This is a genomic window from Streptomyces lincolnensis (assembly GCF_021173675.1).
GTDB classification, from domain to species: domain Bacteria; phylum Actinomycetota; class Actinomycetes; order Streptomycetales; family Streptomycetaceae; genus Streptomyces; species Streptomyces lincolnensis_B.
Genome location: NZ_JAIHON010000015.1, coordinates 14,867 through 41,272, shown reverse-complemented (window position 1 = coordinate 41,272; position 26,406 = coordinate 14,867). Strand labels below are relative to the sequence as shown.

The 26,406-nt window shown below is 67.2% G+C and carries 21 protein-coding genes and 1 tRNA gene; 7 read left to right on the top strand and 15 right to left on the bottom strand.

The genetic code is table 11. The annotated features are described in order from the left end of the window. Positions 1–25 precede the first annotated feature (25 nt). From fusA to K4B79_RS37090, 4 genes are all read right to left on the bottom strand, one after another. Complete coding sequence (gene fusA / locus K4B79_RS37105) at positions 26–2,152, bottom strand: elongation factor G (protein WP_232031825.1); 2,127 nt, start codon at positions 2,150–2,152, stop codon at positions 26–28. 39 nt (positions 2,153–2,191) lie between these two features. After that, positions 2,192–2,662: a 30S ribosomal protein S7 gene (gene rpsG, locus K4B79_RS37100; protein WP_003998848.1), complete on the bottom strand. Its 471-nt coding sequence runs from the start codon at positions 2,660–2,662 to the stop codon at positions 2,192–2,194. A gap of 2 nt (positions 2,663–2,664) precedes the next feature. Then, positions 2,665–3,036, bottom strand: a complete 372-nt coding sequence (gene rpsL / locus K4B79_RS37095) for a 30S ribosomal protein S12 (RefSeq protein ID WP_003948652.1) — start codon at positions 3,034–3,036, stop codon at positions 2,665–2,667. Between the two features lie 334 nt (positions 3,037–3,370). Next, entirely contained in the window at positions 3,371–3,964 is a 594-nt protein-coding gene (locus K4B79_RS37090) for a DUF1707 and DUF4190 domain-containing protein (protein WP_374208555.1), read from the bottom strand. 252 nt (positions 3,965–4,216) lie between these two features. Here K4B79_RS37090 and K4B79_RS37085 point away from each other — a divergent pair, with 252 nt between their 5' ends. The 6 genes from K4B79_RS37085 to K4B79_RS37060 all read left to right on the top strand — a co-directional run bounded on the left by K4B79_RS37085 (position 4,217) and on the right by K4B79_RS37060 (position 10,607). After that, positions 4,217–4,933 carry a Crp/Fnr family transcriptional regulator gene (locus tag K4B79_RS37085; protein ID WP_232031824.1) on the top strand — a complete coding sequence of 239 codons (717 nt, stop codon included), beginning with the start codon at positions 4,217–4,219 and terminating at the stop codon, positions 4,931–4,933. 141 nt (positions 4,934–5,074) lie between these two features. Further along, on the top strand, positions 5,075–5,815 hold the full coding sequence (locus tag K4B79_RS37080; protein ID WP_232031823.1) for a hypothetical protein: 741 nt from the start codon (positions 5,075–5,077) through the stop codon (positions 5,813–5,815). Next, on the top strand, positions 5,812–7,932 hold the full coding sequence (locus K4B79_RS37075) for a hypothetical protein (protein ID WP_232031822.1): 2,121 nt from the start codon (positions 5,812–5,814) through the stop codon (positions 7,930–7,932). The genes K4B79_RS37080 and K4B79_RS37075 overlap by 4 nt, the downstream gene beginning before the upstream one ends. A gap of 20 nt (positions 7,933–7,952) precedes the next feature. Further along, positions 7,953–9,008: a hypothetical protein gene (locus K4B79_RS37070; protein WP_232031821.1), complete on the top strand. Its 1,056-nt coding sequence runs from the start codon at positions 7,953–7,955 to the stop codon at positions 9,006–9,008. Continuing rightward, the gene (locus tag K4B79_RS37065) at positions 9,005–9,523 is read left to right on the top strand and encodes a Pycsar system effector family protein (protein ID WP_232031820.1); all 519 of its coding nucleotides are present in this window, start codon (positions 9,005–9,007) and stop codon (positions 9,521–9,523) included. Before K4B79_RS37070 ends, K4B79_RS37065 begins: the two co-directional genes overlap by 4 nt. Positions 9,524–9,572: 49 nt before the next feature. After that, entirely contained in the window at positions 9,573–10,607 is a 1,035-nt protein-coding gene (locus K4B79_RS37060) for a M48 family metalloprotease (RefSeq protein ID WP_232031819.1), read from the top strand. Between the two features lie 60 nt (positions 10,608–10,667). Here K4B79_RS37060 and K4B79_RS37055 read toward each other — a convergent pair whose 3' ends face one another. The 11 genes from K4B79_RS37055 to K4B79_RS37005 form a co-directional block, all read right to left on the bottom strand. Next, entirely contained in the window at positions 10,668–14,567 is a 3,900-nt protein-coding gene (locus K4B79_RS37055) for a DNA-directed RNA polymerase subunit beta' (protein WP_232031818.1), read from the bottom strand. Positions 14,568–14,667: 100 nt separating this feature from the next. Then, positions 14,668–18,153 (bottom strand): DNA-directed RNA polymerase subunit beta, encoded by a 3,486-nt coding sequence (gene rpoB, locus K4B79_RS37050; RefSeq protein ID WP_232031817.1) that lies wholly within the window; start codon positions 18,151–18,153, stop codon positions 14,668–14,670. Positions 18,154–18,746: 593 nt separating this feature from the next. Continuing rightward, on the bottom strand, positions 18,747–19,130 hold the full coding sequence (gene rplL / locus K4B79_RS37045; protein WP_232031816.1) for a 50S ribosomal protein L7/L12: 384 nt from the start codon (positions 19,128–19,130) through the stop codon (positions 18,747–18,749). 116 nt (positions 19,131–19,246) lie between these two features. Then, positions 19,247–19,777 (bottom strand): 50S ribosomal protein L10, encoded by a 531-nt coding sequence (rplJ, locus tag K4B79_RS37040; RefSeq protein ID WP_030039746.1) that lies wholly within the window; start codon positions 19,775–19,777, stop codon positions 19,247–19,249. A 288-nt stretch (positions 19,778–20,065) separates the two neighbouring features. Then, positions 20,066–20,914: a DUF1396 domain-containing protein gene (locus K4B79_RS37035; RefSeq protein ID WP_232031815.1), complete on the bottom strand. Its 849-nt coding sequence runs from the start codon at positions 20,912–20,914 to the stop codon at positions 20,066–20,068. Positions 20,915–21,004: 90 nt separating this feature from the next. Then, entirely contained in the window at positions 21,005–21,874 is an 870-nt protein-coding gene (locus K4B79_RS37030; RefSeq protein ID WP_232031814.1) for a hypothetical protein, read from the bottom strand. Positions 21,875–21,997: 123 nt separating this feature from the next. Beyond that, positions 21,998–22,723 carry a 50S ribosomal protein L1 gene (gene rplA, locus K4B79_RS37025; protein ID WP_232031813.1) on the bottom strand — a complete coding sequence of 242 codons (726 nt, stop codon included), beginning with the start codon at positions 22,721–22,723 and terminating at the stop codon, positions 21,998–22,000. A gap of 77 nt (positions 22,724–22,800) precedes the next feature. Continuing rightward, entirely contained in the window at positions 22,801–23,235 is a 435-nt protein-coding gene (gene rplK / locus K4B79_RS37020) for a 50S ribosomal protein L11 (RefSeq protein WP_020135826.1), read from the bottom strand. A gap of 148 nt (positions 23,236–23,383) precedes the next feature. Beyond that, a complete protein-coding gene (nusG, locus tag K4B79_RS37015) occupies positions 23,384–24,265 on the bottom strand; it encodes a transcription termination/antitermination protein NusG (protein ID WP_232031812.1) in 882 nt (293 codons plus the stop codon). An 81-nt stretch (positions 24,266–24,346) separates the two neighbouring features. Then, complete coding sequence (gene secE, locus K4B79_RS37010; RefSeq protein ID WP_232031811.1) at positions 24,347–24,634, bottom strand: preprotein translocase subunit SecE; 288 nt, start codon at positions 24,632–24,634, stop codon at positions 24,347–24,349. Between the two features lie 108 nt (positions 24,635–24,742). Continuing rightward, positions 24,743–24,815: transfer RNA gene (locus K4B79_RS37005), tRNA-Trp, on the bottom strand. Positions 24,816–25,065: 250 nt separating this feature from the next. On the opposite strand from K4B79_RS37005, the gene K4B79_RS37000 reads away from it, so the two are divergent. Beyond that, positions 25,066–26,292, top strand: a complete 1,227-nt coding sequence (locus tag K4B79_RS37000; protein WP_232031810.1) for a pyridoxal phosphate-dependent aminotransferase — start codon at positions 25,066–25,068, stop codon at positions 26,290–26,292. The last annotated feature ends 114 nt before the right edge of the window (positions 26,293–26,406 follow it).

Here is a 26,406-nt window from a genome sequence, read left to right as displayed (position 1 = left end):
GCCTAAAGCGTGTGAACGGAGTCCGTTACTCGCCCTTGGCCTTCGCGATGATCTCCTCGGCGACGTTCCGCGGAACCTCGGCGTAGGAGTCGAACTGCATGGAGTAGCTGGCCCGGCCGGACGTCTTGCTGCGCAGGTCGCCGACGTAACCGAACATCTCCGAGAGGGGCACGAGGCCCTTCACGACGCGGGCACCGGCCCGCTCCTCCATGGCCTGGATCTGGCCACGGCGGGAGTTGATGTCACCGATGACCTCACCCATGTAGTCCTCGGGCGTGGTGACCTCGACGGCCATCATCGGCTCAAGGAGCACAGGGCTGGCCTTGCGCGCGGCCTCCTTGAAGGCCTGCGAACCGGCGATCTTGAACGCGAGCTCGGAGGAGTCGACCTCGTGGTAGGCACCGTCGAGAAGCGTGACGCGGACGCCCGTCATCTCGTACCCGGCGAGGATGCCGAACTGCATGGCCTCCTGCGCACCGGCGTCCACCGAAGGGATGTACTCCTTCGGGATACGGCCACCGGTCACCTTGTTCACGAACTCGTACGAGGTGTCGCCGCCCTCGAGGGGCTCGATCGCGATCTGCACCTTGGCGAACTGACCGGTACCACCGGTCTGCTTCTTGTGGGTGTAGTCCACGCGCTCGACGGCCTTGCGGATCGTCTCACGGTACGCGACCTGCGGCTTGCCGACGTTGGCCTCGACCTTGAACTCACGGCGCATACGGTCGACCAGCACCTCGAGGTGCAGCTCGCCCATACCACCGATGATGGTCTGGCCGGTCTCCTCGTCCGAGTGGACCTGGAAGGAGGGGTCCTCCTCCGCGAGACGCTGGATGGCGACACCCAGCTTCTCCTGGTCACCCTTGGACTTGGGCTCGATGGCGACCTGGATCACCGGCGCCGGGAAGTCCATGGACTCCAGGATGACCGGGTTCTTGTCGTCGCTCAGCGTCTCACCGGTGGTGGTCTGCTTGAGGCCCATCACGGCGACGATGTCGCCGGCGCCCACCGACTCGATCTCCTCACGCTTGTTGGCGTGCATGCGGTAGATCTTGCCGATGCGCTCCTTCTTGCCCTTGACGGAGTTCAGCACGGCGGTGCCGGACTCCAGGCGGCCCGAGTAGACCCGGACGAAGGTGAGCTTGCCCAGGTGCGGGTCGCTCATGATCTTGAACGCGAGCGCGGACAGCGGCTCGTCCTCGGACGGCTTGCGCTTGACGACCAGCTCGGGGTCCTTCACGTCGTGGCCCTCGATGGCCTCGACGTCGAGCGGGGTCGGCAGGTAGCGCACGACCGCGTCGAGCAGGGGCTGGACGCCCTTGTTCTTGAACGCGGTGCCACAGAACACCGGGGTGACCGTGGTGTCGCTGGACTTGCCGGACGCGATGGTGATGCGACGGATCGCGGCGTACAGCTGCTCCTCGGTGGGCTCCTGGCCCTCCAGGTACAGCTCCATGATCTCTTCGTCGTTCTCGGCGACGCCCTCGATCAGCTTGCCGCGGTACTCCTCGGCAGCCTCCGTGTGCGTGGCCGGGATGTCGACGACGTCGTACATCTCACCCTTGGCGGCCTCGGCGGACCACACGAGCGCCTTCATGCGGACCAGGTCCACGACGCCCTTGAAGTCGGCCTCGGCACCGATCGGGAGCTGCATGACGAGCGGCTGGGCGCCCAGGCGGTCCGAGATCATGTCCACACAGCGGTGGAACTCGGCGCCGGTACGGTCCAGCTTGTTCACGAAGCAGATACGCGGCACGCCGTAACGGTCGGCCTGACGCCACACCGTCTCGGACTGCGGCTCGACACCGGCGACACCGTCGAACACCGTCACGGCACCGTCGAGCACACGCAGGGACCGCTCCACCTCGACGGTGAAGTCGACGTGCCCGGGGGTGTCGATGATGTTGATGGTGTAGTCGTTGTCCTCGAGCGGCCAGTGACAGGTGGTCGCAGCAGACGTGATCGTGATGCCACGCTCCTGCTCCTGCTCCATCCAGTCCATGGTGGCGGCGCCGTCGTGGACCTCACCGATCTTGTACGAAACGCCGGTGTAGAACAGGATCCGCTCAGTGGTGGTCGTCTTGCCCGCGTCGATGTGGGCCATGATGCCGATGTTCCGCACCTTGGCCAGGTCAAGTGAAGTGGTAGCCATAAGGCTTCAGTCTTCTCTCGGTCTCGATGTGGGTAGCGACTACCAGCGGTAGTGCGCGAAGGCCTTGTTGGACTCGGCCATCTTGTGGGTGTCCTCGCGCTTCTTCACGGCCGCACCGAGGCCGTTCGAGGCGTCGAGAAGCTCGTTGAGGAGACGCTCGGTCATGGTCTTCTCGCGACGGGCGCGGGAGTAACCGACCAGCCAGCGCAGCGCCAGGGTGTTGGCGCGGCCGGGCTTGACCTCGACCGGCACCTGGTAGGTGGCGCCACCGACACGGCGGGACTTGACCTCGAGGGTCGGCTTGATGTTCTCGAGAGCGCGCTTCAGCGTGATGACCGGGTCGTTGCCGGTCTTCTCGCGCAGGCCCTCCATGGCGCCGTAGACGATGCGCTCGGCGGTGGAGCGCTTGCCGTTCAGCAGCACCTTGTTGATGAGCGACGTGACAAGAGGAGAACCGTAGACCGGGTCGATGATGACCGGGCGCTTCGGGGCGGGGCCCTTACGAGGCATTCTTACTTCTCCTTCTTGGCGCCGTAGCGGCTGCGGGCCTGCTTGCGGTTCTTGACACCCTGGGTGTCGAGGGAACCGCGGATGATCTTGTAGCGAACACCCGGCAGGTCCTTCACACGGCCACCACGCACGAGCACGATGGAGTGCTCCTGCAGGTTGTGTCCCTCACCCGGAATGTAAGCGGTGACCTCGATCCCGCTGGTCAGACGCACACGCGCGACCTTACGCAGGGCCGAGTTCGGCTTCTTCGGGGTGGTCGTGAACACACGCGTGCAGACGCCGCGACGCTGAGGGGAACCCTCGAGTGCGGGCGTCTTGTTCTTCTCGACCTTGTCCTGCCGGCCCTTACGGACCAGCTGCTGGATCGTAGGCACTACTTCTCCGGTTTCTGTGTGCCGATAGGTGAAGCTAACCTGGAACATCTCCGACCCACGCGGTCGGGTGTGTCGAATCCCGCAGCATCCCGCCGCAAGGCGAAAGAGGCGCAGATTACGGTGGCCGCACTCGGACCCTTTATGCGGTTGAAGGCACGCACGAGGGCCAGGGCACACCCCAGGCACAAGGCTTGAGCGTACCTAGCTCATCCGCTGCGGTCAAAACAAATGAACCGCACTCGCATCACAGGGCGGGCATGTCAAGCCCCAACGCCGTGGTCGATCTTCGATTTCACGCCCCGCACACGTTCGTACGGGCCCCGTCTCCGCTCCCTCACCCGCTCGCGATACCCACCGCCAGCACGAGGACCAGGACCAGCGTCCAGACCGCCGTGGACAGCCACCCCAGGACGAGCCCGGTCATGGCCAGCCCCTCGCCGGCCTCCCCCGTCCGCTCGATCTCCGCACGGGCCGCGTGTCCGAGGATCACCGCCGGAATCCCGGTGAACCCGAAGGTCGGCACGCACAGCAGCCCGCACACGGCGGCCCCCACGGCCTTCCCGTTGGTCCGCGGCCGCTGGAGGGGCAGGAACGTCCGGGGAACGGGCGGGAGACCCCCTGGCTGCGGCACAGGACCGCCGGGCAGGTCCGCGACGAGCAGGGCCAGCTCCCCCACCGTCCGGGCCCCGTAGGCCCGCGCCACACGCCTGTCGAACTCCCCCTTGTCCAGCCGCCCCTCCCCGTACCCCGCTCTCAGCACGTCCACCGCCCGCTCCCGGTCGGCGTGCGAGGCGAGCATCGACGGCGCCCCCTGAGCCTGCTGGGCCTGCCAGGACTGCGGGACACCCTGCCCCTGCCAGGACGGCGTCCGCGACCCCGGCTGAGACTCGTCCTTGCCCTGCCACGGCTGCCACGACGGTTGCGACACGGAGCACCCCCTGGGAGGTCGAATGCCTCCATGATGCTCCAACGCACCGATACCGGGACAGGTTCCCGCACCTTCCGGACACATCCGGCTCGGGGAATCACACCCGGGACCCCGCTTCGTGCGTCCGGAGCCTCCCGACCGCGGCGCGTCGGCCATTGCGGCCGGTTGTCGCTCGTTTCCCGCGCGGCCCCTTCAACTACGTTGACTGGTTGCGGGACCGACGGCATATCCACAGGTGAACACGGGGGCGGCATGACCGGGGGACGTACTCGCGCGTGGGACGACGACGGTTTCGACGACGGCGTCCCCTTCCTCGCCCGCCTGGAGAAGGCCGACCGTGCCGCTCTCCTCGCCATCGGACGCCCTCTGCACTACGCGGCACGCAGTGTGCTCATGCACCAGTCGGAGCCGTCGGCCCACGTGCTGCTCCTCCTCCACGGCTGGACGAAGGTCACCGCCACCGCCGCCAACGGCTATGAAGCCCTCCTGGCCCTGCGCGGCCCCGGCGACATCCTCGGGGAGGGCGCCGCGCTCAGCGGCCGCCACCGTTCGGCGACGGTGACCGCCCTGGAGCCGGTGGACGCGGTCGTCATCGACGAGACCCGCTTCACCGCGTTCCTCTCGGGAAACGCACGCGTGGCACTCCGCCTGCTCGGCCTGACCACCGACCGCCAGCGCTCCACCGACCGCCGTCGGCTGGAATGGGCTGCCCTGACGGTGCGCGAGCGACTGGCCGTCCTGCTGCTCGAACTCGTCCGTACGCACGGCACCCGCACGGACGAGGGCATCGAACTCACCCTCCGGCTCAGCCAACAGGAGTTCGCCGGCTCCGTCGGTTCCTCTCGCGAGGCGGTCGCCCGGCTCCTGAAGGAGCTGCGGGACAAACAGGTGGTCGCCACCCGCCGCCGCGGCATCGTGGTCCTGCGCCCCGACACTCTCCGCCGCATCATCGGCGAGCGCCCCGCCTGACCTCCCACCGCCGTTCTGTGCACACGGTCACAGTCCGTACGTGTCATCGGTCCTCCTTCGCGCCGCCGCGCCCCGCCGCCGTGCTGCTCTGTGAACACGGCCGGCGAAGGCCAAGGACACAGCGACGCAGGAAGGCGGACCATGACCAACCCCGTGCACCGCACGATCCTCCTCTTCGACATCGAGCAGTTCGGCACCCGTGACGACGTCGAGCAGGCATTCCTCCGACGCGTCCTGTACGACGTCGTCGATGCCACGCTCCTCGCCGCCGACATCGACGAGACCGCGCGGTTGCGTGCCGACCGCGGCGACTCCGTCATGGAACTCATCGACGCCCAGGCCTCGGTACCGGCCCTGGTGAAAACGCTCCTGACCGAAACCCCGGCCCTCCTCCACAACAAGAACCGCCTGATCGCGACGAGCGCCCAAATGCGTCTGCGCATCGTGCTCTCCTCCGGCTACGTCGCCATCGACGACAACGGCTGGGTCGGCTCCGACCTCAACCACGCCGTACGCCTCCTCAACTCCGACCCCCTCCGCGACGCCCTCAAGGAACGCACCGACGAGTGCGTCCTCTGCGTCTCCGACGCCATCTACCAGGGCGTAGTCCGCCACGGCCCCCTCGGCGTCCGCCCGGACGACTTCCACCGCATCACGGTGGAGACGAAGGAGGGACCGACGGTGGCGTGGGTGCACGGGGAGCCGGGCCCAACAGGTTCCACCGGATCCTCCGCCGGTTCCGTCCCCGTCTCGGACACTCCCGCCTCCTCCCAGCACAACGACGTCCGCATCAACGGCGATCAGTACGGCCAGGTGGGCGGTACGCACCACGGTGACCAGCACTTCGACTTCACCCGCCCGGCACGGGACGAGCATCGATGAGCCAGGAGGCAGCGGCGGCCGGCGCGGCGAAGCCGGCCGAGGAACCCGCTCAGGACGACGAGCAGCAGAAGCAGCAGGACGAGGCGGCCGACAACCAGGACCAGCCGAGGCAGGAAGCCTGGGCGGCGCGCCGGGACCTGATCGCTCACGCCCCCGACTTCGTCTCCACCCTGGTCAACCGTGACCAGTTCGGGCAGACGGGGGGCACGCACTACGGCGACCAGCACATCCACTTAGGAGTGAGGGCCGAGGCGAACCGGACGTTGTCCGGACCGGTCCCGCGATCGGAGATCGAGAAACTGACCCAGGTCTTCCGGGAGTGCCCCAGTTTCGACGCGGCGCTCACGCGGCTGCGGGACGACAGAATCGTCGTCCTGTCGGGCGGACGCGAGACGGGTCGCCGGTCGGCCGCCCTGATGATGCTGCACCGCCTGGGCATCGAGCCGGTGCGCTCGATCGTTCCCCACATCCACTTCCCCGAACTGCCCGATCAGGTGGAGGCCTCGACCGGATACGTCCTGTGCGATCTGGCCGTCAGTCGCAACCGTCCGTTGCGCGAGGCCCAACTGCTTGCCCTTCGGGAACATCTGGAACGCACTCGTGCGCGACTGGTGATCACCGTCGAGCCCTCGGCAGCCCTGGGTGACGTCCCGTTCGTCCGGTGGGAACCCCCGCCGGCCGAGGAGATACTCCACGCCCATGTCGCCCCGTCGACCGGAGAATCCGCCTGGCCGGAACTGTGCGGGCTGACGGCGGTGAAGGAGTTCCTCACCCGGCACCACCGGCCGGATGAGATCGAACAGTTCGCGCGGCAGCTCGTCGCACACCACCGCGGCGAGATCGACGAGGAGCGACTCGCCGCCTACGGCGAAACCGCAGTGGTGACCCAGGTGGACCGATGGCTCACCGGAGAGAAACCCGATCTTCGGGACAAGGCGTTCCTGGTCTCCCTCGCTGTGTTCGACAAGGCGCCGTACGCGGTGACCGCCGAACTCGCCGACGGCCTCTTCGTACGCCTGCACAAGGTCCAGGAACCGAGCATCCCGCCCGCCATCCCCGTCTTCGGCAGCTCCCGCGAGGAACGGCTCCGACTCGCACACGCACACGGATACGTGACAGCGGAGGTCACCGAGTGGGGCCCTCTGGAGGGCAAGTTCTGCGCCGCCTTCCGGGACGAGCGTACGGCTCGGATGCTGTTGACGGAGGTGTGGAACCTCCACCCGTCGGCACGCCCCGCCTTCGCGGAGTGGATCCACAAGCTCGCCGACGACCGCCGTCCTCTGGTGCGTACGCGGGCGGCGTCAGCCGCGGCGCTCCTGGCCACCGCCGACCTGTCCTCCGCCATGGCCCACCTCATCGAGCCATGGGCGGACAGCCGTAGCCCTCATTCCTGGCTGACCGCGGCCAACGCCCTCACCATGACCCAGTTGCTGAAGGTGCCGACCGTTTCCCGAATCCTGCACGACTGGTGCACCGGTGACGTCGAGAGCCGCCGCTGGACCGCCATCCGCGCCTACGGCCTGCTGGGACCCGTGCACCACGAGGAGACCCTGAGCGCCCTCGTCGACGCCATGCATCGGCACCCGTCCACCGAAGTCGACGGGCAGGACGACGACAACGAGGTTCCGGAGGAAGCCCGGCAACTCGCCGACGCCCTCCAGCTCCTGCTCCTCGCCGTACGGGAGCCCGTGCTGGCCGCCCTGGTCGAGCTCCTCCACTGCGACCGTGTGGTCCGCCCGCACGCTCTGCTCGCCTTCTTCCAAGCCTGCAAGCAGACGAAGGACGACGACATCGACCGTCCGCCCGTCCTCGACTGGTACGGGCGGGCAGCGGCGGCCGACGACCCGACGGCCGCACGGCATCTGATCGCGTTCTGGAACGCGCTGTTGGCGGACCGGGCACACAACTCGCAGGCCCTCGGCGTCCTGCGTGGCTGGATCCACCGGGCCGACGACGACCCGGAGGCCGAGTCGGCCCTCGCCACGCTGCTCGCCGCACTCGTCACCACGACGACCAACCGCCGGCGGATCAGCCATCTGCTGCACACGCTCAGCAACTCGAAAGCAGCTCCATCGGCCGGCGCCGACCGGCTCCTGAAGCGCCTCTCACTCGACTGACCCGCTGTCGGAGGTCACCCATGGAACACCCCGAACACCCGGAGCAACCCGACCAGCCCGACCAGTCCGAAGAACTCGACTGGTTCCAGCAGCAGCCCCGACAACCCGTCACCCCTCACACGGACGCGGACCCCGTCCGCACCGTCTGGCAACTCCCGCGCTTCCGCCTCGGCAGCCGGCGCTTCACCGGCCACATCGACCACGCGCTGGTCTGCGTGACCCGGAAGGGGGCACACGAAACGTTCCTGCCTCCCGAGCGGCCGTCGTCCGTGCGGCGCTACGTCGCCTTGTACGAGGTGGACACCAGCCCCCGCGCGTTTCAGCTGAACGTGCCGCTCCCCAGTCTCGACGACACGTTCGAGTTCGAAGTCACCGTCGACATCACCTGGCGCGTCATCAATCCCGCGCAGTTCGTCAAGAGCCAGGAACGCGATGCCCCCGGGCTCCTCACCCGCAGCCTGCTGCCCGTCATGCGCAACGCCGGCCGCAGCCACCCCATCAAGGCCAGCGCCGCAGCCGAGCGTGGCGTACAGCAAGCGGTCAACGGCGCCTCCTCGGTCGGCCTGGCTCAGGGCCTGTGGGTCTCGTGCACCGTACGTCTGCGACGGGACGCCACCGAGCGGTCCCATCAGGCCAGGCTGCGGGCCGCCCGACACGAGAAGGAGGCCGCATGGCCGGAGCACGAGGCGTCCCGGCTTCGGGAGACCTACGAGGCGCAGCGCAGGGCCGAGCAGATCATGTTCTACGAGGCCACTCTGGCCAGGGGCGGTGTAGCCGCTCTCGCTCTGCATCTGACGGCGCATCCCGAAGAGACCCAGCTCGTCCTGGAGCACCTCCGGTCGGGTCAGGACAAACTGGTGGACTCCCAGATGCACCTCATCGACCAGGCTCTGACAGGCAACCGGCTGGAGGACTACCAGCTCCAGGAGCCCCACCAGCTCATCGCCGAACGTATGTCGGCCATCCTGCGCACCACAGCCCTGTCCGAGGCCGAGGACCCGCCCCCGCGTCCGGCTCCGGACCCGCGGGCAGTCGAATCCGCTCCGCCCAAGGACAGCTCGGAGCCCGGCGCATGAGCAGGACGACCGCGGCGTCCGAGGACCCCCGGACACGGGCAGGGACCCAACTGCTCGCCGACGTCCGCGGTGAGATCGCCCGCGCCGATGCCAAGGCAGCCGTACTGGTCGGAGCAATCGGGCTGTCGGCCGGTGTGCCGACGGCACTCCTGAGCGGGGGCCGCCGGAGCCCCGCCCTGTTTCCCGCGCCCGCCGCCCTGCTGTGGTGGGCCGGGGTCGCGTGCCTGGCAACCGCCCTCCTGGCCCTGGTCCTCGCGGTGATACCCCGCTGCGTGACAAGCCGCTGGGCACCCGGTCGTCCCCTCACCTACTTCGGTGACGTACGACGAGCCGCGCAGGCCGGCCGGCTCACGTCCGCCCTCGCGGAGACCGGGCGCGAACCCGGGCCCGGCCTCCTGCTCGCACTCGCCGAGACGAGTGACATCGCCCTCCGCAAACACCTCTGGATCCGGACCGGACTGATCGCCTTCGGCTCATCGGCTGTGCTGCTCCCCGGATCACTGCTCTTCGCCTGAACCGATCCACACGGTCCCATTCCCGATTCCGCTCACCGAAGGAACAGCCATGTCCCTGCCCTACGACCAGGAGAAACCCGGCCAGGAGAAACCCGATCAGGAGAAACCGAAGAAGTCGGCCCACTCCCTGTCCGAACCCGACGACGATCTCCCCCGCCGCTCCGGCCGCGTCCACATCGCCGCCCGTCAGCGCTGGACGGATGCCACCGCGCTGGCCCGCCTGGCACTCCACCTACCGCATGTGATCGCGAGCCTGGCCGTCGTCTTCGTGATGGCGTACGTCATCGACGCCTTGAGTGGACTGCCCTGGTGGCTGCCCTGCGCCGGCTGGGTGCTCAGCGGAGCGCTGGCCTTCCACCGCCCGTGTGAGCGTCTCATGGCGCGGTGGTGGTTCGGCCTGCGTTATCCGACACCGGAGGAGGACCGGAAGCTGCGGTCCGTATGGCACGAGGTCACCGCCCGGGCCGGAGTGGACGGACGCGCCTACCAACTGTGGGTCGAGGACAGCACCCAGATCAACGCCATGGCGGTCGCGGGTCACCTCGTCGGCGTCACCAGGCACTCGCTCAGCACACTGCCGTCCGCCCAGCTCGCCGGCGTACTCGCGCACGAGCTGGGCCACCACACGAGGGGACATGCATGGGCGTCGCTGCTCGCGTTCTGGTACGCATTGCCGGGACGACTGGCGTGGCGACTGCTTCGCCGACTGGTCTCGCGCATCGACCGCCTTCCCGTGGGGACGGCAGCGGTGGTGATCGGCGTGCTGGGCGCGGCCGTGTTCGCCCTCGCGACGGCCACGTACGGTCTGGTGTTCCTGCCGCTGGCCACGCCCTACTTGGCGGCTGCCGTCTCACGTCGTGCAGAGCTGCGGGCCGACGAGCACGCGGCGGGTCTCGGGTTCGCGCAGCAGCTGATGACGGTACTGCGCGAGGAACACGATCGGGAGGAAGCCGAGCGGACCTCCACCACGGCCATGGGTGCTCGGTTCGAGAGCGAAGGGGTGATCGCCCGGCTCTTGGAGTCGCACCCCGACGTGCACACCCGGCTCCATCACTTGCAGGCCCACCTGGACAGCAGGCACTGAAACGCCGAAGGGCGGCCACCCCCGACAGGGTGACCGCCCTCAGCTCAAGCAACCTCGCGACTACTGGTTGTACGGCCCGTAGTCGTAGTCCTCCAGCGGAACAGCCTGGCCGGACCCGGTGCCGAACGGCGAGTAGTCGATGTCGTCGTAGCCGACGGCCGAGTACATCGCGGCCTTGGCCTCCTCGGTCGGCTCGACCCGGATGTTGCGGTAGCGGGACAGGCCCGTACCGGCCGGGATGAGCTTACCGATGATGACGTTCTCCTTGAGGCCGATCAGGGAGTCGGACTTGGCGTTGATCGCCGCGTCCGTGAGGACCCTGGTCGTCTCCTGGAAAGACGCCGCGGACAGCCACGACTCGGTCGCCAGCGAGGCCTTGGTGATACCCATGAGCTGCGGACGACCGGAGGCCGGGTGACCGCCCTCCTGGACCACACGACGGTTCTCCTGCTCGAACTTCGAGCGCTCGACCAGCTCGCCGGGCAGCAGCTCGGCGTCGCCGGACTCGATGATCGTCACGCGGCGGAGCATCTGCCGGATGATGATCTCGATGTGCTTGTCGTGGATCGACACACCCTGCGAGTTGTAGACCTTCTGGACCTCGCCGACCAGGTGGACCTGGACGGCACGCTGACCCAGGATGCGCAGCACGTCGTGCGGGTTGGTGGCACCCACGGTGAGCTTCTGGCCCACCGAGACGTGCTCGCCCTCGCTGACGAGGAGCCGGGCACGCTTCGAGATCGGGAACGCCGTCTCGTCGCTGCCGTCGTCCGGCGTGATGACGATCTTCTTGGTCTTCTCGGTCTCCTCGATGCGGACACGGCCGTCCGCCTCGGAGATCGGGGCGACACCCTTCGGGGTACGGGCCTCGAAGAGCTCGACCACACGCGGCAGACCCTGCGTGATGTCGTCACCGGCCACACCACCGGTGTGGAAGGTACGCATCGTCAGCTGGGTACCGGGCTCACCGATGGACTGGGCGGCGATGATGCCGACCGCCTCACCGATGTCGACCAGCTTGCCGGTGGCCAGCGAGCGGCCGTAGCACATGGCGCAGGTGCCGACGTGGGACTCGCAGGTCAGGATCGAGCGGGTCTTGACCTCCTCGACACCGTGGTGCACGAGCTGGTCGATCAGCACGTCGCCGAGGTCCACGTTGGCCGGCGCGATCACCTTGCCGTCGATGACGACGTCCTGGGCGAGCATGCGGGCGTAGACGCTGGTCTCGACGTCGTCCGTCTTGCGCAGCACGCCGTCGGCGCCACGCGTGGCGATCTTCAGCTTCAGACCGCGCTCGGTGCCGCAGTCCTCCTCGCGGATGATGACGTCCTGCGAGACGTCCACCAGACGACGGGTCAGGTAACCCGAGTCGGCGGTACGCAGGGCGGTGTCCGCCAGACCCTTACGGGCACCGTGCGTGGAGATGAAGTACTCCAGCACGGACAGGCCCTCACGGAAGGACGCCTTGATCGGACGCGGGATGGTCTCGTTCTTGGCGTTCGACACCAGACCACGCATACCGGCGATCTGCCGCATCTGCATCATGTTTCCTCGGGCACCCGAGTCAACCATCATGAAGATGGGGTTCGTCTTGGGGAAGTTCGCGTTCATCGCCTCGGCGACCTCGTTGGTCGCCTTGGTCCAGATCGCGATGAGCTCCTGAGTGCGCTCTTCCTTGGTGATCAGACCGCGCTCGTACTGCTTCTGGACCTTCTCGTCCTGCGCCTCGTAGCCGCGGACGATCTCCTTCTTCGCCTCGGGAACGACGACGTCGGAGATGGCCACGGTGACACCGGAACGGGTCGCCCAGTAGAAGCCGGCCGCCTTCAGGTTGTCGAGCGTCGCCGCCACGATGACCTTGGGGTAGCGCTCGGCCAGGTCGTTGACGATCTCGGAGAGCTGCTTCTTGCCCACCGAGTAGTCGACGAACGGGTAGTCCTCCGGCAGCAGCTCGTTGAAGAGCGCGCGGCCCAGCGTGGTGCGCAGGCGGAAGGTGTCCCCCTGCTGCCACTCCGGGTCGCCCTCCTCACGCGCCGGCGGCGTCCAGCCACGCGGCGGGATGGTGCCCACCGGGAAGCGGATGTCGATCGGCGACTGGAGCGCGAGCTCGCCGGCGTCGAACGCCATGATCGCCTCGGCCGTGGAGCCGAAGGACCGGCCCTCGCCCTTGGTGTCACGCAGCTCGCCGTCGGTGGTGAGGAAGAACAGACCGAGGACCATGTCCTGGGTCGGCATCGTCACCGGACGGCCGTCGGCGGGCTTGAGGATGTTGTTCGAGGACAGCATCAGGATGCGGGCCTCGGCCTGCGCCTCCGCGGACAGCGGAAGGTGTACGGCCATCTGGTCGCCGTCGAAGTCCGCGTTGAACGCGGTGCAGACGAGCGGGTGGATCTGGATGGCCTTGCCCTCGACCAGCTGCGGCTCGAAGGCCTGGATGCCGAGGCGGTGCAGGGTGGGCGCACGGTTCAGCAGCACCGGGTGCTCGGCGATGACCTCTTCGAGGACGTCGTACACCACGGTCCGGCCGCGCTCGACCATCCGCTTGGCGCTCTTGATGTTCTGCGCGTGGTTCAGGTCGACCAGGCGCTTCATCACGAACGGCTTGAAGAGCTCCAGCGCCATCGCCTTCGGCAGACCGCACTGGTGCAGCTTCAGCTGCGGACCGACGACGATCACGGAACGCGCGGAGTAGTCCACACGCTTGCCGAGCAGGTTCTGACGGAAGCGGCCCTGCTTGCCCTTGAGCATGTCGGACAGCGACTTCAGCGGACGGTTGCCGGGGCCCGTGACCGGGCGACCACGACGGCCGTTGTCGAAGAGCGCGTCGACGGCCTCCTGAAGCATGCGCTTCTCGTTGTTCACGATGATCTCGGGCGCGCCGAGGTCGAGAAGCCGCTTCAGACGGTTGTTGCGGTTGATCACACGGCGGTACAGGTCGTTCAGGTCGGAGGTCGCGAAGCGGCCACCGTCCAGCTGCACCATCGGACGCAGGTCCGGCGGGATGACCGGGACGCAGTCGAGGACCATGCCCTTGGGGCTGTTGGAGGTCTGCAGGAAGGCGGACACGACCTTCAGCCGCTTCAGCGCACGGGTCTTCTTCTGGCCCTTGCCGGTGCGGATGATCTCGCGGAGGCGCTCGGCCTCCTCGTCCAGGTCGAAGGACTCCAGGCGCTTCTGCAGCGCCGCGGCACCCATCGAACCGTCGAAGTACGTGCCGAAGCGGTCACGCAGCTCGCGGTAGAGGAGCTCGTCGCCCTCCAGGTCCTGGACCTTGAGGTTCTTGAACCGGGTCCACACCTCGTCGAGACGGTCGATCTCGCGCTGCGCACGGTCACGCAGCTGCTTCATCTCGCGCTCGGCGCCCTCGCGCACCTTGCGGCGCACGTCGGCCTTGGCGCCCTCGGCCTCCAGCTCGGCCAGGTCGGTCTCGAGCTTCTTGGCGCGGGCCTCCAGGTCGGCGTCCCGGCGGTTCTCGACCTGCTGCCGCTCGACGGAGACGTGCGCCTCCAGGGAGGGCAGGTCGCGGGTACGACGCTCCTCGTCGACGTACGTGATCATGTACGCCGCGAAGTAGATGACCTTCTCCAGGTCCTTCGGGGCGAGGTCGAGCAGGTAGCCCAGCCGCGACGGAACGCCCTTGAAGTACCAGATGTGGGTGACGGGAGCGGCCAGCTCGATGTGGCCCATCCGCTCACGGCGCACCTTGGCGCGAGTCACCTCGACGCCGCAGCGCTCACAGATGATGCCCTTGAACCGGACACGCTTGTACTTGCCGCAGTAGCACTCCCAGTCCCGGGTCGGACCGAAGATCTTCTCGCAGAAGAGTCCGTCCTTTTCGGGCTTGAGGGTGCGGTAGTTGATGGTCTCGGGCTTCTTGACCTCGCCGTGGCTCCACTGACGGATGTCGTCAGCGGTGGCCAGACCGATCCGGAGCTCGTCGAAGAAGTTGACGTCGAGCACTATGCGTCAATCCCTCTCAGGGTTGTAAGTCATGGGGTCTGAAACGGGGGTCCTGGGGCCGGCCGGAGGTTCCTCACCAGGTCCTCCGGCCGGACTCCCGTCAGACCTCTTCGACGCTGCTCGGCTCGCGCCGGGACAGGTCGATGCCAAGCTCCTCCGCTGCGCGGAAGACGTCCTCGTCGGTGTCGCGCATCTCGATGGACATGCCGTCCGAGGACAGCACCTCCACGTTGAGGCACAGGGACTGCATCTCCTTGATGAGCACCTTGAAGGACTCGGGGATGCCGGGCTCGGGGATGTTCTCGCCCTTGACGATGGCCTCGTAGACCTTCACGCGGCCGGTGACGTCGTCGGACTTGATGGTCAGCAGCTCCTGGAGGGCGTAAGCGGCGCCGTACGCCTCCAGCGCCCACACCTCCATCTCACCGAAGCGCTGGCCACCGAACTGGGCCTTACCACCCAGCGGCTGCTGGGTGATCATCGAGTACGGGCCGGTCGACCGGGCGTGCAGCTTGTCGTCGACCAGGTGGTGGAGCTTGAGGATGTACATGTAGCCGATGGAGATCGGGTCCGGGAACGGCTCACCGCTACGGCCGTCGAACAGCCGCGCCTTGCCGGTCGGCTGCACCATGCGCTCGCCGTCGCGGTTCGGGATGGTGTGCTGGAGCAGACCCGCCAGCTCGTCCTCACGCGCACCGTCGAAGACCGGGGTGGCGACGTTGGTGCCGGGCTCGACACTGTCGGCGCCGATCACCTGGAGACGCTGCGCCCAGTCCTCGCCGAGACCGGAGACGTCCCAGCCGCGGCTGGCGAGCCAGCCGAGGTGGATCTCCAGGACCTGTCCCGGGTTCATTCGGGACGGCACACCCAGCGGGTTGAGGATGATGTCGACCGGGGTCCCGTCCTCGAGGAACGGCATGTCCTCGATGGGCAGGATCTTGGAGATGACACCCTTGTTGCCGTGACGGCCGGCGAGCTTGTCACCATCGGTGATCTTGCGCTTCTGCGCCACGTACACGCGCACCAGCTGGTTCACACCCGGGGGAAGCTCGTCGCCCTCCTCGCGGTCGAAGACGCGGACGCCGATGACCTTGCCGGTCTCGCCGTGCGGCACCTTCAGCGAGGTGTCACGGACCTCACGGGCCTTCTCACCGAAGATCGCGCGCAGCAGACGCTCCTCGGGGGTCAGCTCGGTCTCACCCTTGGGCGTGACCTTGCCGACGAGGATGTCACCGGCGATGACCTCGGCACCGATACGGATGATGCCGCGCTCGTCGAGGTCGGCGAGGACCTCCTCGGAGACGTTCGGGATGTCCCGGGTGATCTCCTCGGGGCCGAGCTTGGTGTCACGGGCGTCGACCTCGTGCTCCTCGATGTGGATCGAGGAGAGGACGTCGTCCTGCACGAGGCGCTGCGACAGGATGATCGCGTCCTCGTAGTTGTGACCCTCCCACGGCATGAACGCGACCAGCAGGTTCTTGCCGAGCGCCATCTCGCCGTTCTGGGTGGCCGGACCGTCGGCCAGGACCTGGCCCTCGATGATCCGGTCGCCCTCGTTGACGATGACCTTCTGGTTGACCGAGGTGCCCTGGTTGGAGCGGGCGAACTTGGCCAGGCGGTACGTGATGTACGTACCGTCGTCGTTGGCGGTGGTGATGTAGTCCGCGGAGACCTCCTGGACCACACCGGCCTTCTCGGCCTTGACCACGTCGCCGGCGTCGACCGCGGAGCGGTACTCCATGCCGGTGCCGACGAGCGGCGCCTCGGACTTGATGAGCGGCACGGCCTGACGCATCATGTTCGCGCCCATGAGGGCACGGTTGGCGTCGTCGTGCTCCAGGAACGGGATCATGGCGGTCGCGACCGACACCATCTGGCGCGGCGAGACGTCCATGTAGTCCACGTCGTCACCGGGGACGTAGTCGACCTCGCCGCCACGACGGCGGACCAGGACGCGGTTCTCGGAGAAACGCATGTCGTCGTCGAGCGTGGCGTTGGCCTGCGCGATGACGAATCGGTCCTCTTCGTCGGCCGTGAGGTAGTCGACCTCGTCGGTGACGACACCCTCGACGACCTTGCGGTACGGCGTCTCCACGAAACCGAACGCGTTGACGCGGCCGTAGGAGGCGAGCGAACCGATCAGACCGATGTTCGGGCCTTCGGGCGTCTCGATCGGGCACATGCGGCCGTAGTGGGACGGGTGCACGTCACGGACCTCGAAGCCGGCCCGCTCACGGGAGAGACCACCGGGACCAAGAGCCGACAGACGGCGCTTGTGGGTGAGACCCGACAGCGGGTTGTTCTGGTCCATGAACTGCGACAGCTGGCTGGTGCCGAAGAACTCCTTGATGGAGGCGACGACCGGCCGGATGTTGATCAGGGTCTGCGGCGTGATCGCCTCGACGTCCTGGGTCGTCATGCGCTCGCGGACGACGCGCTCCATACGCGCCAGACCCGTACGGACCTGGTTCTGGATGAGCTCGCCGACGCTGCGCAGACGACGGTTGCCGAAGTGGTCGATGTCGTCGGTCTCGACGACGATCGAGCCACCGCTGTCGCCGACCGTCTCCGTCTCGCCGGCGTGCAGCTTCACCAGGTACTTGATCGTCGAGATGATGTCCTCGACGGTCAGGATGCCCGCGTCCAGCGGAGCGTCCGCACCCAGCTTCTTGTTGACCTTGTAGCGGCCGACCTTGGCGAGGTCGTAGCGCTTGGGGTTGAAGTAGAGGTTCTCCAGGAGCGTCTGCGCGGCCTCACGCGTGGGGGGCTCGCCCGGACGCAGCTTGCGGTAGATGTCGAGCAGCGCGTCGTCCTGGCCCTGGGTGTGGTCCTTCTCCAGGGTGGCGCGCATGGACTCGTACTCGCCGAACTCCTCCAGGATCTGCTCGGTGGTCCAGCCGAGAGCCTTGAGCAGGACGGTGACGGACTGCTTGCGCTTGCGGTCGATACGGACACCGACCATGTCGCGCTTGTCGATCTCCATCTCCAGCCAGGCACCCCGGGACGGGATGATCTTGGCGGAGAAGATGTCCTTGTCGGACGTCTTGTCGATGGAGGAGTCGAAGTAGACGCCGGGCGAACGGACCAGCTGCGACACCACGACACGCTCGGTGCCGTTGATGACGAAGGTGCCCTTGTTCGTCATGAGCGGGAAGTCGCCCATGAAGACCGTCTGGGACTTGATCTCACCGGTCTCGTTGTTGGTGAACTCGGCCGTGACGAAGAGTGGGGCGGCGTACGTGAAGTCGCGCTCCTTGCACTCGTCGATGCTGTTCTTCGGGGGCTCGAAACGGTGGTCGCGGAAGGTCAGCGACATCGACCCGGAGAAGTCCTCGATCGGGGAGATCTCCTCGAAGATCTCCTCCAGACCGGACTTGGTGGGGACGTCCTGTCCACTCTCCAGAGCCTCCTCGACCCGACTCTGCCAGGCGGTGTTGCCGAGGAGCCAGTCGAAGCTCTCGGTCTGCAGCGCGAGCAGGTTGGGAACCTCGAGAGGCTCCTTGATCTTTGCAAAAGAGATGCGCAGCGGGGCGGTGCTGGCGCCGTTGTTCGTATTCGCGGTCGAGGCGTTGCGCGAGGCGGCCAAGAGGGGGTCCTTCCGAGGGCTCGGACTCACTACGCGCGTACCGGTCCCTCTCTGGTGCAGCGAGACAGATTTCCCTTGATCCGGCCAAAAAGGCCAGGTCAGGGATGCTCTGGTCATCGATGCTCAAGCGAGGGCATGCCCCTGGTGACGGGCAGGAGGCAGCTAACAGGCAGCGCAAAGGGTCAGTGTAGCCAGTTGGCGCACTGATGTCCAGCCCCGATTTTCTGTGACCCTCGTCGTCCTCAACGCCCTTGGCATGCCTGCCCTCAACGCCTTGCCTCAACGCACGTTGATACTGCCCTCTTCGTCGCCGATCCATGCCTCGGATTCGGACCGTTCTCACGACGCGTCCTGAGAATTGCGCGCTACGTGCGGTTCGTCAAGGCCCCCTTGCCCGAACCCTGGACGCCCGGAGACACGACGAAGATCACCATACCTCTCGCATACGCGAGTGCAAGGTAACCGTGGCCGACCCTCCCGGAACGCCGAAGAGCGACCACCCGGATGGATGATCGCTCTTCGGTGCTTGAGCGTTACAGCCCTCTTTTACGACGGCTGCGGCGCGCAGCGAGCCCTCACGGGCCCGCGAGGTGTTACTTGACCTCGACGGAGGCGCCGGCGCCCTTGAGGGACTCGGCGGCCTTCTCGGCGGCGTCCTTGGCGACCTTCTCGAGGACGGGCTTCGGGGCGCCGTCCACGAGGTCCTTGGCCTCCTTCAGACCCAGGGAGGTCAGCTCACGCACGACCTTGATGACCTGGATCTTCTTGTCGCCGGCACCGGTGAGGATGACGTCGAACTCGTCCTTCTCCTCCTCGACCGGGGCGGCCGGGCCACCCTGGGCCGGGCCCGCGACGGCGACGGCCGCGGCGGCGGTGACGTCGAACTTCTCCTCGAACGCCTTCACGAACTCGGAGAGCTCGATGAGGGTCATCTCCTCGAACTGCGCGAGCAGGTCGTCCTGAGACAGCTTCGCCATGATGGGCGATCCTTCCACTAATTTCGGCAGGTGCCGGATGTATCGAAACGGCGGGCGTACTTACGGCCCGCTACGACCCGCGCCTGGAGGCGGCGTGGATCAATGCGCGAGCCGAATTACTCGGCACCGCCCTGCTCGTCCTGCTTGGCACGAAGCGCGTCCACGGTGCGGACGAGCTTCGACGGGAGCGCCTGGAAGACCTGAGCAGCCTGAGTCTGCTTGCCCTTGAAGGCACCCGCCAGCTTGGAGAGCAGAACCTCGCGGGACTCGAGGTCCGCGAGCTTCTTGATCTCGTCGGCGGACAGCGCCTTGCCGTCAAGGACACCGCCCTTGATGACGAGGTTCGGGTTGTCCTTGGCGAAGTCACGAAGACCCTTCGCCGACTCCACCGGGTCACCGGTGACGAAGGCAACTGCCGTCGGACCGTTGAACAGGTCGTCGAGCGTCGAGATTCCGGCCTCGTTGGCCGCAATCTTGGTCAGCGTGTTCTTCACCACGGCGTACTGGGCGTTCTCACCGAGCGAACGACGCAGCGTCTTGAGCTGCGCCACGGTGAGACCCCGGTACTCGGTCAGCACGGCGGCGTTCGAGCTGCGGAACTGCTCCGCGAGCTCGGCCACCGCGGCAGCCTTGTCGGGCCTTGCCATAGAGCGTCGGCCTCCTTCCGGGTGATGACGACCGCTCGGAAGGGGCTGGGACAAACGAAACGCCCCGGCGCAGGCGCACGGGGCGTAGCTCGACCGGGACTCGCACACCCGAGGGCAGCGAACTCCAGGAGCTCTTCCACAGTCACCTGCGCGGGTCGTCCGCGGATATCAGCGGATCCTTCGGCCACCGCGCCCTCTTCCGAGCACACGGTAACGACCAGCGGTCTTTGGCTTCTGTAGGAGAGTACGTGACCGGATCGCCGTCAAGCAAATCCGGTCCTACGGTGCTCAGCTGCCGGCCTGCTCCATCATCTCGGCCAGGTCCATCGTCTCCTTGGCCGGCGGGGCGGTCACCGCCACCTTCTCGTTGAGGTCGAGGAAGGTGACCGTCATGTCGAGCGGGCCCTTGTCGGCGTCGCCGCGCATCCGGAACTGCTTGGTGTGGTCGTCGCCGTCGACCCACATGTCCATGGTGAGCTCGTCGACGCCGAGCTTCTCGTACTGCTTGAGGCTCTTCTCGCGCTGCTCCCGGGTCTCCTTGTCCTCGTCCTTGAGGGAGGCCTTGAGGTCGTCGAGGCCGACGACACCGGAGTAGCGGGTGGTCTCGACACCGTCGACGGTCTCGGTGCCGACCTTCTTGATGTTGTCGGAGCCGGTGAGGAAGGCGGACTCGGTCGCCGGGTTCTGGTCGGCCTGGCCGGCGCCGGGGGCGCTGCCGCCGAGGCCGCTCTCGCCGAGCGCGCCCAGGTCGAACTTGATCCAGCGCTTGCCGTCCATCTCCTTGGCCGCCGCGGCTCCCCCGCCGATGTACATGGCCTTGTCGACGAGCCGGATCTCCGCGGTACCGTCCGCGCCCTGGTCGAGGGCGGTCATCTTCATGCTCATCGCGACGCTGGGCTTGGTCCGCATCGAGGCCTCCGCCTTGATACGGCCCTCCTCGGGCAGCCGGCCCGTCATGCGGTAACGGAAGGAGGTGATGTCCTCCGTGTTCTTCGCCGCCTTGGCGACGGCCGCCGCCGGCGTCATCTCCGGCGACTTCTCGTTGCCGCATCCCACCGCACCGGCGGCGACGAGCAGGGCGACGAGCCCGGTGCCGGCGGCTCTGCGGTGCACTGAACCACGTACGAAAGACCCCATTGTTTCCCCCCAAGGAACACATGGACGATTCACAGCAAGACGGCGAGCGTATCCCAGGAGCCTCGAACGTTTTCCTGAATTCCATGAGCCTCAGGAGTCACCCGCGGCACCGTTCTTCTTCGACAGCAGGTCGCGGAAGTCCTGGGTGTCGGCGGCCGGGGGTCTCTCGACCGACACCTTCACGCCATAGTCGCTGTAGTGCACGGTCTGGGTCAGCCGGCCGGTGGCCATCTGACCCCGTTCGACCTTCTTGACCAGCAGGTTCCGGTCGTCGATCCAGATGTCGACGGTCTGCGAGGTGACTCCGGCCTGCTGGAGCTGGGTCTTCAGCAGGGTGTCGGTGACGTCCTGCACTCGGACGGTGCCGGAGTAGTGCGTGACGCGCTGTCCGTCGACGCTCTCCTCGCCGACCTCGCGTATCTCCTCGGCGTCCATGAGCAGCTTCACCGTCTCGTCCGGCGTGGTGTTGCGCATCTGGTCCGCGAATCCGACGCCCCCGCCGTCGAGGGCTTCGAGGTCCTTGTAGGCGTATTTGAGCCAGTGCCTGCCGTCGATCCGGCGGGCGAACGCGTCGCCCAGATGCGCGTAGTAGGCGTCGGACAGATAGCGGGCCCGCATCGAGGTGACCCCGAGATCGCGCATCGTCTCGGCCGTCGTTCCGCCGGTGTACGTGATGGTCGCGGTGCCGGTGAGATGGTCGCCCCAGCCGAGGACGCCCTCCGCCCTGATGGACAGCTGGCTCCCCATGACCGTGGTGGTCCGCACCCGGGCCGACGCGGCGCGCTCGGTGGCCCGCTCGGCGGACCTCAGCGTGTCCAGATGTGCGGAGGGCGTCCTGCGGGCGTCCGTGGGCTTCCCGGACGGCTCGGAGGAGTCCGAGGAGGTGCAGGCGGCCGTCCCCGTCAGCGCGACCGCCATCGCGATCGCGAGGACCGCACCCCGCCCTGTCGTGCACTTCATGCGTCCCCCTGTGCCGTTGCTCTGTCCGCACGCTAACCCAGGGCACCGCGGCCGCACATGGGAACGGGCCCCGCACCTGGGAAGGTGCGGGGCCCGTGACCGACTTCAGCGAGCCATGACGGCTCAGACCGCGGCCGGGTCCTCCTCGACGAGGAGGTTGCGGGTGCGGTTCGGGTCGAGCGGAATGCCGGGGCCGATCGTGGTGCTGATCGCGGCCTTCTTGATGTAGCGACCCTTGGCGGCGGACGGCTTCAGACGGAGGATCTCCTCCAGGGCCGCGCCGTAGTTCTCCACCAGCTTGGTGTCGTCGAACGACGTCTTGCCGATGATGAAGTGCAGGTTCGAGTGCTTGTCGACGCGGAACTCGATCTTGCCGCCCTTGATGTCGTTGACAGCCTTGGTGACATCGGGGGTGACGGTGCCGGTCTTCGGGTTCGGCATCAGACCACGGGGACCGAGCACCCGGCCGAGGCGGCCGACCTTGCCCATGAGGTCCGGGGTGGCGACGACGGCGTCGAAGTCCAGACGGCCCTTCGACACCTCGTCGATGAGCTCGTCGGCGCCGACGATGTCGGCGCCCGCGGCACGAGCGGCCTCGGCACGGTCACCGGTCGCGAAGACCAGGACCCGGGCGGTCTTACCGGTGCCGTGCGGGAGGTTCACGGTGCCACGGACCATCTGGTCGGCCTTGCGCGGGTCGACACCCAGACGGAAGGCGACCTCGACGGTGCCGTCGAACTTGGTCGTGGAGGTCTCCTTGGCGAGACGGACGGCCTCGAGCGGGGCGTAGAGCTTCTCCCGGTCGATCTTGGCGTCCGCAGCGCGGAGAGACTTGCTGCGCTTGCTCACTACTGCTCCTGTGTGTGCTTGAGGAGTCGTGGTACGGGCCGAGCAGGCCCTGCCACGGCGGTTCTACGAGGTGGGCTTCAGCCCTCGACCGTCACGCCCATGGAACGCGCGGTACCGGCGATGATCTTCGCGGCGGCGTCCAGGTCGTTGGCGTTGAGGTCGGGGAGCTTGGTGGTGGCGATCTCGCGGACCTGCGCCTGGGTGATCTTGGCGACCTTGGTCTTGTGCGGCTCGCCGGAGCCCTTCTCGATGCCCGCGGCCTTGAGGATCATCTTGGCGGCCGGCGGCGTCTTGGTGATGAAGGTGAAGGAGCGGTCCTCGTAGACCGTGATCTCCACCGGGATCACCCAGCCACGCTGCGACTCGGTCGCGGCGTTGTAGGCCTTGCAGAACTCCATGATGTTGACGCCGTGCTGACCCAGCGCGGGGCCGACCGGCGGAGCCGGGTTGGCGGCACCGGCCTGGATCTGGAGCTTGATGAGCCCCGTGACCTTCTTCTTCTTGGGAGGCATTCCGGGTCCTCTGTCTTTTCTGTCAGTTTCCTGATGCCCGAAGGCAACCGCACAACCCTAACGGGTATCCCTGCGCGGCTAAAAACCGAGCAGGTCAGACAGGCTGCGAAGCCGTCTGACCTGAACGGTGGCTCTGTCGCCGAAGGCGTTAGTTCTTCTGGATCTGGTCGAAGGAGAGCTCGACCGGGGTCTCACGACCGAAGATCTCCACCAGACCCTTGACCTTCTTGGAGTCGGCGTTGATCTCGTTGATCGTCGCCTGGAGCGTGGCGAACGGACCGTCGGTGACGGTGACCGAGTCGCCCACCTCGAAGTCCAGCACCTGGACCTCGACCTTGCGGGCGGGGGCCGGCTTGCCCTCGGCCTCGGCGGCCTCACGCGCGGCCTTCTCCTCGGCCTCCGGGGCGAGCATCTTGACGATCTCGTCCAGGGTGAGCGGGTACGGGTCGTAGGCGTTGCCCACGAAGCCGGTCACACCAGGCGTGTTGCGGACGACGCCCCAGGACTCGTTCGTCAGGTCCATGCGCACCAGCACGTAGCCGGGGAGCTTGTTCTGACGGATGGTCTTGCGGTCGCCGTTCTTGATCTGGACGACCTCTTCCTGCGGCACCTCGGCCTGGAAGATGTAGTCCTCGACGTTCAGGGAGACCGCGCGCTGCTCCAGGTTGGTCTTCACGCGGTTCTCGTAGCCGGCGTAGGTGTGGATGACGTACCACTCGCCGGGGAGGGTGCGCAGCTCCTCGCGCAGGGCGACGATCGGGTCGACCGGCTCGGCCTCTTCCTCCTCCTCGACCTCTTCGGTCTCGGCGTCGGCGTCGGTCTCGGCGTCGGTCTCCGCCTCGGCGGACTCGTCTGCGTCCTCGTCGTTCTCGACGTGCAGAGCGGCTTCCTCGGCGGGCTCGCCCGCCTCGGCGTCGGCAGCCTCGACCTCGTCCAGGTCCTCGTCCGCGCCCTCGACGATGTCGAGCTCGTCTTCCACGGACACAGACTCGTCCGGCTCGACGGCGTCGTTCAGGTTCTGGTCAGACACGGTGGCTGCTTCTTCCTGGATACATAGGGGTGGAACATGCGAAAAGGGGCGCCGGTAACCTCGGCGCCCTTCGCTCTGTGCTCAGCCGAATACGTACTTGGCGGCGTGGTCAAGTCCATAGTCAATCAGGGTCACCAGACCGATCATGACGATCACGAAGATGATCACGACGGTCGTGTACGTCGTCAGCTGACTGCGCGTCGGCCAGACCACCTTGCGGAGTTCCGCGACGATCTGCCGATAGAACAGCGCAAGACGCTTGAGCGGGCCCTTCTTGGCTCGCTTGCCGCCCTTACGAGTCTTCTTACTGGACTCGGGCGCTTCGTCCTGGGCATCAGGCGTGTCGATGGAGCCCACGGCGTCCGCCATTCGTCCTCACCTGTTCCCGGGTCGTGGCCGTGCCGCGCCCGGTCTGAGCCGCACGGCGTTGCATTACTGTACGTACATGCGCACACATCCTGGCGAAGGTGTGTGTAGCAGGGCCGGAGGGACTTGAACCCCCAACCGCTGGTTTTGGAGACCAGTGCTCTACCAATTGAGCTACGACCCTTTGTGCGCTCCCCAACGTACCGCATCCGACCGGATGCTCGGTGTGCACCGGTTGAGCGCAGCCCGCTGAAGGCCAACGAGGTGAGAGTGTACGTGTTCACGGGCGCCCCGTCGAACAGAAAGTGCCCGTAGGGGCGTTGTCCGCGGAAGATCGCCCAGCGTGAGGCCCGAATCCGGACGGTTGTTCAGCGGCTGTTCAGTCTGTGAAACCCGCGTGCCGGGGGAGTTTCCGGTCTGAAACGATGGGCCCCATGAGCCCTGCAACCCCTCCCACCGAGCGCCGGGTCTCCGCCCGAGTCGGCGCGATCTCCGAGTCCGCCACCCTCGCCGTGGACGCCAAGGCCAAGGCACTGAAGGCCGCCGGGCGGCCGGTGATCGGCTTCGGCGCCGGTGAGCCCGACTTCCCGACCCCGGACTACATCGTCGAGGCGGCCGTCGAGGCCTGCAAGAACCCGAAGTACCACCGCTACACGCCGGCCGGCGGCCTGCCCGAGCTGAAGGCCGCGATCGCCGCGAAGACGCTGCGCGACTCCGGCTACGAGGTCGACCCGTCGCAGATCCTGGTCACCAACGGCGGCAAGCAGGCCATCTACGAGGCCTTCGCCGCGATCCTCGACCCGGGCGACGAGGTCATCGTCCCGGCGCCGTACTGGACGACGTACCCGGAGTCGATCCGCCTGGCCGGCGGTGTGCCGGTGGACGTCGTCGCGGACGAGACGACCGGCTACCGGGTCTCGGTGGAGCAGCTGGAGGCGGCTCGTACGGAGCGGACGAAGGTCGTGCTCTTCGTCTCCCCCTCCAACCCGACCGGCGCGGTCTACAGCGCCGAGGACGCCGAGGCGATCGGCCGCTGGGCCGTGGAGCACGGCCTGTGGGTGATGACCGACGAGATCTACGAGCACCTGGTCTACGGCGACGCCACCTTCACCTCGCTGCCCGCGATCCTGCCGGAGCTGCGCGACAAGTGCGTCGTGGTCAACGGTGTCGCCAAGACGTACGCCATGACCGGCTGGCGGGTCGGCTGGATCATCGGCCCGAAGGACGTCGTCAAGGCCGCGACGAACCTCCAGTCGCACGCCACCTCCAACGTCTCCAACGTGGCGCAGGTCGCCGCCCTGGCCGCCGTCTCCGGTGACCTGGAGGCCGTCGCGAAGATGCGGGAGGCCTTCGACCGGCGCCGCAGGACCATCGTGCGGATGCTCAACGAGATCGACGGCGTGGTCTGCCCGGAGCCCGAGGGCGCCTTCTACGCCTACCCCTCGGTCAAGGCCCTGCTCGGCAAGGAGATCCGCGGCAAGCGCCCGCAGGACTCGGTCGAGCTGGCCGCGCTCATCCTGGAGGAGGCCGAGGTCGCGGTCGTCCCCGGTGAGGCCTTCGGTACGCCGGGGTATCTGCGTCTGTCGTACGCGCTGGGCGACGAGGATCTGGTCGAGGGTGTCTCGCGGATCCAGAAGCTGCTGGCGGAGGCCAGGGACTGAGGTCGTCCAGAGGACCACCTCCGGATGTCCGGAGGTGGTCCTCTGTCGTTTGTGCGAGCAAGACCACGTTCGTGGATTCCGCTTTCGGTACACCCGTGACGTACGGCAGGATCC